The sequence below is a fragment of the Paenibacillus shirakamiensis genome, from assembly GCF_017874255.1.
Taxonomy (GTDB): domain Bacteria; phylum Bacillota; class Bacilli; order Paenibacillales; family Paenibacillaceae; genus Fontibacillus; species Fontibacillus shirakamiensis.
In genome coordinates, this window is the sequence record NZ_JAGGLD010000001.1 from 1385931 (window position 1) to 1398398 (window position 12468).

Annotated in this window: 11 protein-coding genes; all 11 read right to left on the bottom strand. The window is 43.4% G+C overall.

Annotated features, from left to right (window positions below; genetic code table 11):
- Positions 1–176 precede the first annotated feature (176 nt).
- The gene (locus J2Z69_RS06210; protein ID WP_209860114.1) at positions 177–1481 is read right to left on the bottom strand and encodes an aldehyde dehydrogenase; all 1305 of its coding nucleotides are present in this window, start codon (positions 1479–1481) and stop codon (positions 177–179) included.
- Positions 1482–1569: 88 nt separating this feature from the next.
- A complete protein-coding gene (locus tag J2Z69_RS06215) occupies positions 1570–2589 on the bottom strand; it encodes an NADP-dependent oxidoreductase (RefSeq protein ID WP_209860116.1) in 1020 nt (339 codons plus the stop codon).
- Between the two features lie 295 nt (positions 2590–2884).
- The gene (locus tag J2Z69_RS06220; RefSeq protein WP_209860118.1) at positions 2885–4306 is read right to left on the bottom strand and encodes an ATP-grasp domain-containing protein; all 1422 of its coding nucleotides are present in this window, start codon (positions 4304–4306) and stop codon (positions 2885–2887) included.
- 58 nt (positions 4307–4364) lie between these two features.
- Entirely contained in the window at positions 4365–5624 is a 1260-nt protein-coding gene (locus J2Z69_RS06225) for an ATP-grasp domain-containing protein (RefSeq protein ID WP_209860120.1), read from the bottom strand.
- Positions 5625–5649: 25 nt separating this feature from the next.
- On the bottom strand, positions 5650–6585 hold the full coding sequence (locus J2Z69_RS06230) for a DMT family transporter (RefSeq protein ID WP_209860122.1): 936 nt from the start codon (positions 6583–6585) through the stop codon (positions 5650–5652).
- A gap of 78 nt (positions 6586–6663) precedes the next feature.
- Entirely contained in the window at positions 6664–7923 is a 1260-nt protein-coding gene (locus J2Z69_RS06235) for an MDR family MFS transporter (protein WP_209860124.1), read from the bottom strand.
- A 15-nt stretch (positions 7924–7938) separates the two neighbouring features.
- A complete protein-coding gene (locus tag J2Z69_RS06240) occupies positions 7939–8622 on the bottom strand; it encodes a B3/B4 domain-containing protein (protein WP_209860126.1) in 684 nt (227 codons plus the stop codon).
- A 29-nt stretch (positions 8623–8651) separates the two neighbouring features.
- Positions 8652–9047 carry a DUF6917 domain-containing protein gene (locus J2Z69_RS06245; protein WP_209860128.1) on the bottom strand — a complete coding sequence of 132 codons (396 nt, stop codon included), beginning with the start codon at positions 9045–9047 and terminating at the stop codon, positions 8652–8654.
- The gene (locus J2Z69_RS06250; protein ID WP_209860130.1) at positions 9044–9964 is read right to left on the bottom strand and encodes a Gfo/Idh/MocA family protein; all 921 of its coding nucleotides are present in this window, start codon (positions 9962–9964) and stop codon (positions 9044–9046) included. The genes J2Z69_RS06245 and J2Z69_RS06250 overlap by 4 nt, the downstream gene beginning before the upstream one ends.
- Positions 9965–9997: 33 nt before the next feature.
- A complete protein-coding gene (locus tag J2Z69_RS06255) occupies positions 9998–11128 on the bottom strand; it encodes an Ldh family oxidoreductase (RefSeq protein ID WP_209860132.1) in 1131 nt (376 codons plus the stop codon).
- A complete protein-coding gene (locus J2Z69_RS06260) occupies positions 11121–12440 on the bottom strand; it encodes a M20 family metallopeptidase (protein WP_209860133.1) in 1320 nt (439 codons plus the stop codon). Before J2Z69_RS06260 ends, J2Z69_RS06255 begins: the two co-directional genes overlap by 8 nt.
- Positions 12441–12468: the final 28 nt, after the last annotated feature.

Below are 12468 nucleotides of genomic sequence, written 5' to 3' on the forward strand. Positions count from 1 at the left end.
TCGAACCATGTCAAATTGTGTAATATACATAGGTATTCTTTACTAGTAAAAACGATAGAGCCAGTTTTTACAAGTATTTTTGCATAATTCCTTAAAAATGGTCTTTTATAGGAGATAAACAAAAAAGAGATGGCATTAGCCATCTCTAGTGTAGAAGTTATAAGGATGAGACCAGATTATTTAAACGTACGTTTCAAAATACTTTTGGCATGGGAAAATGTCTCAAAGCTCTTTTGACCATGATATGACCCCATCCCACTTTCGCCTACGCCGCCAAATGGCAAGTAAGGAGAAGTTAGATGAGCTAAGGTCTCATTAATACAGCCACCACCAAATGAAATCTGTCCAATAAGTTGATTCTGAACTTCAACATCATTAGAGAAGATATATAAAGCCAATGGTTTTGGACGGGAAGTGATGGTGTCTACAATATCAGACAATTCATCATAGACAATCACAGGCAGAATTGGACCAAAGATCTCATCTTTCATGACTACATCATCCCAAGTAATATGATCTAGAATCGTAGGTTCGATGAACAGACGAGATACATCCGTTCTACCCCCGAAGAATGTAGTACCCTCGCTTAGAAAAGCACTCAAACGGTTGAACTGCTTTTCTGTAACGATTCTTGGGTAATCTGCATTCTTAGCAATGTCTTCTCCGTATAGCGCAGTTACTGCACTTTTCAATTCATTCAACAATTGATCTTTAATACTGCTGTGTACTAACAAGTAATCCGGAGCTACGCACGTTTGACCCGCATTGAGGAATTTACCTCTAGCGATGCTTTTCGCTGCACCTTTTAGATCTGCATCACTATGGACAATACATGGACTCTTGCCACCAAGCTCCAGCGTAAGTGGAGTCAGATGCTTAGACGCCGCTTCCATCACTACTTTGCCGACGGGTGTGCTTCCTGTAAAGAAGATGTAATCGAACTTTTCTTTGAGTAGAGCTGTACTTGTCTCTACCTCACCTTCTACAACGGTAAGATATTCTTCAGGGAAGTTCTCTTTGATAAGTTTGGTTAATATCGCTGCTGTAGTCGGCGTGAACTCAGATGGCTTCAAGATCGCACAGTTCCCACCCGCAATTGCACCCACAAGTGGAGCTAATGCCAGTTGAACGGGATAATTCCATGGAGCTATAATTAACGTCAAGCCGTAAGGCTCAGGATAAATTACACTTGTTGCAACACCTAGCGAATCTGGCGTCTCCACCTCTTTTGGAAGCGCCCAAGCCTCTAAGTTATCTAATGTGAATTTGATCTCTTCCAGTACGATTCGAATCTCGGACGAGTAAGCTTCTTTTTCCGATTTGTTAAGATCCTTGCGAAGAGCTGCAAGGATCTCCTTTTCTTCTTGTTGAATAGCTTGTTGCAATTTATTTAAAGTATTCAATCGAAAATGAATATCTTTGGTTTGACCGGTACGGTAAAATGCACGTTGTTTTTGCACTAAACTTTCGTAGTTTTCCATTATTCATTCTCCTACACTCGTATTTTAACCCCGATCCAACAATCTTCGATCTACATTGGATACATATTTGTTGGCGTCCTAAACTTTGTTATGCTTTATGAACTCGAACTAGCATTTTGCCGAGATTTGTTCCTTGGAACAATTGTAGGAATGCATCGATGACATTCTCAAAACCATCCACAATGGTTTCTTCATATTTCAACTTACCTTCAGATAACCATGTGCCTAATTGTTGAAGACCTTCACCTTGACGGGCTGCATAATCGCTCAGCACGAACCCTTGAATGCGTGAACGCGTCTTAATTAATTTGGACTGAATTCGTGGGCCTACATCTCCATCTGTGCTGTTATACGATGAAATGGCGCCACATAACGGAATTCGTGCATGATCATTAAGCAAACTCATGACCGCATCCGAGATTGAACCGCCCACATTATCAAAATACACATCTACGCCTTGTGGACAAGCTTGCTCTAATGATGTACGAAGGTCCTTCGTAGTTTTATAGTTAAGCGCTGCATCGAAACCTAGTTCCTTAGTCAAATAATTACATTTTTCATCTGAACCCGCAATGCCCACTACGCGGGCGCCCTTAATCTTAGCAATCTGTCCTACTAACATCCCTACCGAACCTGCGGCGCCGGATACTACTACAGCCTCGCCTTCTTGGGGTTGTCCAATGTCTAGCAAGCCGAAATAAGCGGTAAGGCCAGTTAAACCTAGAACACTCAAGTATGCAGATATAGGTGCTATTGAGTCATCGATTTTTCGTACAAGCTTAGCGTCCACGGTATTATATAACTGCCATCCCAACATCCCAATGACTTTATCTCCTACACTAAGGCTGTCGTCTTTAGATTCCACAACTTCGCCAACAATTCCACCAGCGATAACTTCGTTCAGGGCAAAAGGCGTGATATACGACTTAGCATCGCTCATTCTTCCACGCATATAAGGGTCTACGGATAAATAGTGAGTCCTAACGACCACTTGACCTGATTGTACGGGTTCAACTGGAATATCCTTAAATTCAAAGTTTTGCTCTGTTGGCATCCCTACAGGTCTAGAAGCCAAAAGAACCTGTTTATTCGCATATGTGTTACTCATTAATCATCGACTCCGTTTCATCTAAGTTTGACTGGTAATTAACGAGTTGTATCTTTTATTAACCAACTAAGGACACATTCTATCGTTAATTATTAAATAGTTTTAAAACTCTTTAATTACTGCTCAAAAAGAAAGGGTTCCAGACCGTATATAACCTGTCCAAGAAACCCTATAAACATACAATTCATGGCATCACATTCTTGTTAGCCTGACTGTAGTTCAACATTCATAAAACTATTATAATACTTTAAATTTGAAATGTCAATTTGACTATATCGATCATGCACTACCTGTATTATACATTCACTTCTACCTTCTCAGACTCTACTTCCGAGACCTGAAGTCGTACTCCCTGCCGAATGTTGCGAACAGATTGAGCCAAATCTCTGGCCTGTGGCCCTCTGAGATCAAGTGTGGAGACAAAGCTCATGGCATTCAAATGAGGGTTGCTGCTAACTAATGTACCCTTTGGAATCTCTAACTCTGCATGGACTGAAGCACCATGTTCAATGAAATGATCGATAGGTTCGTAACCTGCATATTGATAGTGCAAAGACGCATCCAAAGGATTGTCTTCTAAGTAGATTCTCATGTTGCAACGTGAAATATCGGACCGCTGAAGCAAAGATACCGGAAGTTTGGCGGAATCTCCATACAACAGAACTTCTGCCCAAGCCTGCGTTAAATCCAGACCGTATACGTCATTAATCTGCGGGATAATATTCCATCCACCAAAACGGGCGGCTGTCTCTATAATTCCGACTCTACGATCTTTCATCAATTTAACTTCTGTATGGGTAGGGCAGTTCTGCAGTCCCAGACTTTCGTTGGCTCTACGACAAGCATCTACAATAATAAGCTGCGCCTCTTCATCCAGGATACTTGGAACGATATGAGAAGTTTCCGTGAAGGAAGATAACATAGGGGTCTTGTCCGTAATCGCTACCGGTCGATACTCCCCGTTCACCATCATTCCTTCTACCGATACATAGTCTGCATACAGTGGATCTGCATACCAGTCTTCATTACATCCTTCCATATATTCCTCGACGAGGAATAAGCATTCTTCATTGAATAGTAAAGAATCCCCCGTATTATCGAGAATATCTTGCTGAACTTCACGGAATACTTCTATAGGATTACGGCTTCCGTCTATTAAAGTCACACCAATAGAGCAGGCCAGATAGGTAGGCTTAAGAACCAGCGGATACCCAAGCGCTTGTACTGCAGAAAGCATATCCTCTTCAGAATAAATAGCTCTAAAATCAGGTGAAGGGACTCCAGCCTGACGAAATTTCTCACGCATTGTGTACTTATTACGTGCATTTCGAGCGGCATCAATTCCGGCAGAACGGAAGTCCAGCGCTTCTGCAGCTTTAGCCACGGACAACACCATATTTTCCGCTCCTCCAAAAATAATCGCTTCCACCTCGAAACCCTTGGCATATCTTATGATCTCGCTAACAATTTCCTCTTCTGTAAGGGTGTATGCTTCCGCACCTGTGAATGTTACCCAGTCCGGATGATCATAACCATCAGGGGTAGACGCAGTGATCTCCTTCACGATTCCAGAAGCATAGCGATTGATTGTTGCCATATAACGATTGGTTACAGCACTAGGACGCGGAATATATACGAATACATTCGCAATCGCGGATAAGGACTCTAATGATGGAGGAAAACCACCCAAATCACTAACAAGCAAAATATTTTTCATATGACGGTCTCTCCTTCATTATAAAATAGGGGATAAGTGCATAATAATTTGTCGCTTGCTATACTGTCGAAGGTTCTAGGGGTTTTGTCTCGATATGGAACAAATCTATCGCTTTATGAATCGCTTCTTCTACTTCAGCCTCGCTGTTGCCCCGGAACATATATCTACCGCTAATATGATAATAGGAGCCATTTCCATCCATAATTTCGCCAATGGCTGGGATTTGCTCATCAAAGATCTCTGGAATTTCATTTATAATACTCTTGACGTGTACGACTTCTGCAGGCACAACGCGAGGTTCAGGAATTTGCAATAATCCCCCATGAATGCCAGTCTCCGGTATGTTGAAAGGCTCAAACGTTCCAAGATCAATCTTAATCCACTCTTCGCATAGATTTACCCCGAATAGTTCTAGTGTAAGGAACGGCGTTTCTGCTCCACCCATGCGCGCTCCAATCTCTAGGAACACAGCCTCCGAATCGTTCCGATCAATAACCTCTAAGTGGAAGCAACCATTCCGAAGTTCCAATGAATGGAGAACTTCTTCTGTGAACCGCGTCAACCGATTCTTTAAAGGCAACCGATCCGTTACTATGAATGATCCATTGGGTATGCCCTGAGAGAAAGCAAAGCAACCATTGACATATTGGGAGATAGCTATGAACTGAAGCTCTCCATGCTGAATTAGCCCATCAATATGAAATATATGACCTTCAATGAATTCCTCGCATTGATATCCGTCAGATTCATTTGCTGCTTCAATAACTGCTAGTGCCTCTTCAAGTTCAGAACGATTCAATACTTTCTTCACACCTTGACTAGCCGCGCCTAACCTTGGTTTAAGAATAAGTGGATAGCCGACTTTCTCTGCGAATGTAATGGCTTCATCTGCATTTTGATAGTCCAAGAAATGAGGGATTCGAAGTCCATCCGAATGAATGCGTTTCTTCATGACAATCTTATCGCGATACAAGGCGACTCTTTCTTCAGAAGTTCCCTGAATATTAAACTGAGTTCTAAGCATAGCTGCATGAATAAGATCATACTCTGACATGGCGATAATTAGATTAATTTGTCCAAATTCCTGTACTGTAGACTGTACCGCAGATTCTAAGGAGGCATAGTCTTCTAGATCAGCAATTTCGAAAATACGCGCCGCCTGATTATGGTAGGCACGGATATCTTCATGACCTCTAGCATTTACTAGATAGATGACCTGATGCTGACTATGATCAATGACTTGTGCATAATTCACAAATCCTCCCAAAATATAATCTCCAAACCGGTGAATCACCACAATGACTTTAGACTCGTTCATAATTATTCCTCCATATATTGGTGAATTATAACGATAATTGTTCGCTATCTGGTGAAGAGTCTTGAGTTGAACGTCGTTCCGACTGAGCAGAGAAGATGATGGCACCCACCACTATAAGCATACCAATGATATGATTCCATCCCATCGGTTCATGTAGCAATAGGTTAGATAATACAAGAGCCGAGACGGCGATAATCCCTGTAAAAGAGGCAGATGTGCTAGTAGCTACAGAAGAGATACCAAAATACCAAAGTGCAAATCCAATGACCGTCACTACAATGGCTAAATAAGCAATACAAAGCCAATCCGTAAATGCAGGGTGATAGAAATCATAAGATATCGCCTGATACACTCCTAGAGGAATGAATAACAGACAACCCCATATCGTTACAAATGTCGTAATGGCAAGGGGCGATAAGCGGTCTGTGAGACTTTTACCAATTAGCGTAAAGAGAGCTTCACTAATTACCGCTGCGCATAGCAGCCCATACCCTATTAAAGAGAAGCCACCCACACCTTCCGATGCAGGAGCCTGACCCATGACATGTATGACCGCTATTCCTAGCACCGCCATGATAACACCCACCCATGAGCGCCAAGATATTTTTTCTTTGAAAAAAAATAATGAGAGCACGGAGATCACCATAGGAGTAGTACTCGTAATAATTCCACTCTCTGTGGCAGGTGTTTTTTGGAGGCCAATTAATAGACAAATATTAAATAAGAAGACACCCGTCAGGGCTTGAAAAAAAAGGAGGACGATCTCCTTACGGGTTAACTTCGGCACGCCTTCTTTTATGAGAAGAATGATGATTAATACAAGGGAAGCCAACCCAAATCTTAATAATGAGGCCAGAAATACTGGGAACACTTGAGTGACCCATTTCCCTACTACGATTGAACTGCCCACAGTGGTCATCGCTATAGACATAGCTATGTAAGCCTTCACGGTGTCTTTCATGTTCATACTCCACCCCTTATTCACGTATCGCTCTTGTCTGCGTTATTTTATCTCAGAGCGCTACTCTTGTATATGGAGTTAGGTGGAAAAACTTTCCTCTTTTCTGGAATGAACTGCCAGCCCTAGTGCCTGCCGCTTCCGCAAATAGCGAATTAACAAGACTTGAGCAGCACCCGACACAAGGAACAATATTCCTAAGAGTGTGAACATAACCGTACCCTTCCATGTGGTGTAGATCAGTCCACCAAGTACAGGTCCAAAGGCCAAAGGTAACTGCAAATGAAGACCGAAAATGGAGAAGTAAAATCCCCGCTTCCCTTCTGGTGCAAGATCAGAGACAGCCTTCTGCAGCTGGGGTCCAATCAGCATTTCTCCTATTGAAAAGATTAGTTCAAAAATGAATAATGCAGCGATGTACCTTGAAAATCCGTATCCAAAAGCTACCGAAGCGTAAAGTACATAAGAAAGACCGATAATTCGATAAGCTAACTGCCTTTGCGTCAACTTGGTTAACCAAAGCTGAAATAAAATCACCATAATTCCATTAAACGTCATTAATGATGCCAAGATATCCGCAGATTTTAAAAAGTGATCGGACAGATGAAAAGGTAGCATAGAGATGACCAGTGCATAGATCATACCGACAGGCATGGCTAGTATCGTTAAAGCATATAATGCTTTGTGATCTAACCATCGCTCCTTGGATCGAACTATGGTTTGAATCGGCTCTAGAATAGGCTCTACAATACGCTGAACCGATTCCGGTACTTTGAACCACACTAATACCATATAGGCAAACAGAATTGTAGCATTCACAATGAATACAAGCATGCTATTCCACTGGAATAGGAGTAGACCAATTACGGGCCCGAAAGCCGTTCCCACATTCGAAGCTGTATGCAATAAAGCAAACACCTCCGTCTGTTGCTTTGGAGCAACAACATCAGAGATCATGGCGTTAGCCGCAGGAGCGAACAAAGCCGATCCTATTCCCATTACAGCTGTAATAGCTGCAAAACTAATTACACTATCTGCCATTGTATAAGCAATGAGACCTATAATTTGAATGACCAAAGCTGAAAGCATCAGAGGTTTACGTCCAAATCGGTCACTTAAGCCACTACCAAATATTCCGGTAAGCATCGCAGCAAAAGGTTGAAGCCCAATGACTAACATCGCGCTTACTAGAGACCCACCTAACTTATCGTATAGATATATTGCTAGAAAGGGTCGAATAATGAATGTCGTCATGGCGTTGAGTGCATTGCCTAGAATCCGAATCCATATGGCCAGATCATAGCGCCGGATTAGGGAGGGTTGTGCGTCTTCTTTTTGCATAGATATCCTCCCTCTTTAATCTACCGTGATGAGATGCGTCTCGTAACCACGCTTCAATAAAGAAAGGGCTGCATTTAAGGATTCGATGACCTGCTCTTCTGTGACACCTGGCACTTGACAACCTAGTAACCACACCTCATGGGTACTATCCGTCACTTTTTGTACTTCACTATCTCGATAACAAAATCTAGACAGGGTCTTCACCTCGTCCGAGAGGACCAGAAGTCCTTCAGGCAATGCCTCAGGTTCCGCTTCACCTAATCCTTGGAATGCCTCTCCACCTTCTGTGATCGTTAAGTGAATATCGCCCGTTACACACTCAGCATCAAAAATTCCTAGAGGAATCAAATGTTGCAGTGCTGCAACGTTAACAGCATCAACAATCGGATGAATCAATGGGAGCCTCGGTAGCTCTTCCTTAATGAAAAAACGCTGAATTAAGTTCTGCACGGAAGGGGGATATTTCTTCGGATTAATGCCAATATGCTGATAAAATTGCTGATACGCAGCCATCATGGCTTCTGCAGCCACCTCAGCTTTAGACTTCCCCCGCCAAGTTGCATGAATCTCATCCCACTCGGATTGATAGTCTACCAAGGACTCTAACTTCTTAGGTGTAAGTTCAAGATGAACCCCAAAGACTTTAACGCCTTGTAAATCTTGTTCTACCTTAGGACTCATTGTGATTACGCTATACATAAATTTCCTCCTGTGCCTGAATCCTTAGACTAACCTTCACCAAAGGTTAAGGTCGACTCAACTTCCAGCTTCAAATCATGAGCAGTGCAGGTTTCTACCGTAGAAATCAAGATGTTGTAATGGTTGGGAAAATGACAATCATCAAAACCAAGCACGCGTCCGATCACCTGATTCTGTATCATGACCGGATCGCCCTTTCCAATAACGCCTCCACACTGTATCTCAGCAAAACCTAAGAAACCGACGCGATCAATGCGGTCTCCTGCAATAGCATCAAAGTGAGTGGTTGTTACAATCTCATGAATTTCGCCCTGCTTGACGCATCGCGTCTCGAATTCGATGAGCTGCATCCCCCGCTCTTCTTGTTTGTGAAAAAGAAGAGCGACAAACGTTCCTTCCACTTTCCGTTTGACCGGGTGAATCATAAAGTAACCGGCTCCGCTAAATACGTGTCTCTAACCAGCCTTACAGCATCTCTTCCATCCTCACCGTGGCATGTGTTAGTTTCTGCTTTAGCTAAAAAATCAAGCGTAATTTCTTCATATTCATGGTACAAAGAAGCTTTGAATTCTGTGAAGCCCTCCAACATGTCTGCATAGAGAACCTGTCCGCTCTTAAGATAGATCGTCACGTCCTTCTTCTCGCCATGTGGATAAGCCCAGTCCAAATGTACCGAGACCGGGGCGCCAGATTGAGTAACCAATTCCACATGTGCCTCCATGTCTAAGTGATGTTCGTTGCGAGTAATGTCCGCGGAGATAACCTCAAGTTTGCCTAAGAAAAAGGCTAACGTATCATAGACATTGGGACCATTGTCCGCGATACATCCTCCTCCACAACGCTCAGGCTGTAGGTACCACTGATCATCACCTGCATGCTCTTCAATTTTTTCAAGATACGTTGCGGTTACTTTAATAATTTCATCCTCTTCAGCTATTTGACGTAACGCCTTCTCAAAGTGAACATTATATCTGCGGTGGAATGCTGTGAACATCGTGCGATTAACGGTAGTTGCAATCCGCACCAGTTCATCTGCTTCTTCCATATTCATGGTCATCGGTTTCTCACAACATACATGCTTGCCTTTCAATAAAGCATCACGGCAAATCTCAAAGTGCTTATCGTTCGGTACATTGATAATGACACCATCGATATCTGCACGGTCTAATAGCTCATTGTAATCTTGGTAAGCAGGAATGCCTTGTTCCCGAAATGGAGCTAACCGTTGCTCACTTAAATCACAGACAGCCGTTAACACAGGATTATCGAGCTTGTTCTGTAGTGCATGCACATAAAATTTGGAAATGACACCCATCCCTATAATACCAACGCGAAATTTCATAAATTCCCTCCGATTTGAAATGAATTTTTATTTTTATCTCGCCTGTATTTCTTCCTTACTCTGGGGAACTGCAACATCAAACTTAGATCCTAAACGTGTTAACTGTTCGTACACTGCAAGATCTATTGCCACGGTATGGGTATGCTCCCGGCCCGTAGCCTCCAAATATCCTGGGTAGACTACTTTTTTATCTTTCGAAACGGGAGGACAGTCCAGTAAAGTCTGAAGCATCTGATCCATATGGGACGTAAATTCACCTTCGGGACGGAAAGCATCCACTTGGATGGCTAGAAAAAAGTGACCAATATTCTGATCTTCCACCCCTGTATGCTCCTTATCGGGTTGAAGAAGCTTCGGATCTGGTCCAACATTTGCTCCAGATAACACGCCACATAGAATATCAACGACAAGCCCTAACCCATACCCTTTCGCCCCCCCGGTAGCCAGAGAGCCTCCTAGCATTTGCAAATGACCTGTACCCTGATCAAAAGCCGCAGGATCTGTGACTGGACGGCCTTCATCATCAATCAACCATCCTTCTGGGATTCTCTCTCCTCTGCGTTCGGCAGCTCGGATTTTACCCGTGGCTACTACAGTCGTACTCATATCTAACACAAACGGAGGCAGGTGTTCTGCTGGAGCGCTGATAGCAATCGGGTTCGTTCCTATCATATTCACCTTGCCATTCAGAGGACGAGCGATAGTCTGAGAACCTAGATTCGTCATCGCAATGCCTATCATCCCGGCTTCCAAAGCTTGTCCCGTATAGTAACCAGCACTTCCGAAGTGCGAAGAATTTCGGACAACAACACAGCCAATCCCTGATATTTTAGCCTTTTCAATGGCAAGCTCCATGGCTCTCACACCAGCGGACAAACCCAGCCCATGATTGGCATCAATCACTGCCGTAGCAGGAGATTCTGCAACGATTTTCTGCTCTGCTTTGGCATTCACCCTTCCATCTTGCAGACGGGCTACATAGATTCGCTCAAGATTTGTTACGCCATGCGTATCGAATCCATTCTCATCTGCATAACACAGCACCTGAGCCGCCAGTTGGCTGCTCTTGGCATCCACGCCACATGCACTGAAAATGTCGGTCACAAATTGAAACAACTCTTGTTTTACAATCTGTACTTGCGGGTTGTTGTTAGGTTTAGACATATTCTTGAACCACATCCCATCCACTCTTATAGGTCTTATGTTTGCTAATTGCTAGCAGTAAATCTCGAATACGCACTGCGTACTCTTCCAATTCTGCCAATGAAATATATTCATCCTCCGCATGTGCACCATGAGTTCCAAGGCCCCCCGGTCCAAAGACCACTGTGTAATTCCCTGAACGTTGAGCCCACATCGCATCACAGGTGAAGGCTTGGTGGAGATGGCTTTCTGGATTGCGTACCCACCCTAACGAAGATAAAAGACTCTCATAACCCGAATGACGATTATTTAATACCGGCAAGCCCTGCTTCACCCAAGTTAACGTGCAAATCTCTGACGCTGATGCTGCAGTAGATCTAGCAAAAGCCACGTTACGGTATTGCTCCGTGAACTGAGCTATCAGTTCTGGTATTACGCTATCTACAAGCTCTTTGATTAGATATCCGCATTCATTTGAAGGATAAGCAAAATTCATAAGGAGTCGCCCAGATCCATATACTTTATTGTGCATATGTCCTGTGTGAATCCCTGACAGGCACATCTTACCTCCGGCCTCCTCTATAGCGGGGGCTACCTTGGCAAACATTCGTTCCGCCAGATAACTGAGAAGCAGTGTGGCATTGTGCCCCATATGGGGTGCATCGTCTGTGGCATCTTGTCCCATTACATCAATACGCGCTGTCATCGCACTAGTAGATTGGTCAAAGAAAACTCCATCTGAAGGTTCTGCGAACAGATTCAGATCTCCAATCCACCCTTCTTCAGCCAGTAATTTACTGCCGTAGACGCCCATCGCACCACCTTCTTCACCAGATACACATTGGATAAGCAAGGTATAATTGTTAAAAAGATCTGGCTCAGCTTCAATAGCAGCTTGTATCCCAGCAAGTAGAGCTACGCCCGGACCCTTCATATCCACAGCACCACGGCCCATGAATTTCTGTCCATCCCAAATTACTGGTAAGTCACCGTCTACTGTATCCATATGGAAGTTGAACATCAGTGTCTGCTCGGGTGATCTGGGTGGTCCAATACGCAAAACTAAATTAGGCTGTGAGGACCAAAACATATCTCCCATTTCAGCAGCTCGCTCCGTCACATTTAGCGGCATCCCTTGTTGATCCAGTTGTTCAGGTTGAGGTGCAGCATAGTAAGCAATTTCACATCCCAATGTTTCTAGCGCAAAAGCTGCATATAACTCCTGAGCTTTGGCGATTTCGGATATAAGTCCTGTTTCCATGGGAGAGATCGTATTTATTTGAATTAACTTTATTAATAAGTCCGAATGCGCTGAGGTAAACAATGTCTTCAAGAGATATTCACCCCTTTCTCATCTGCCC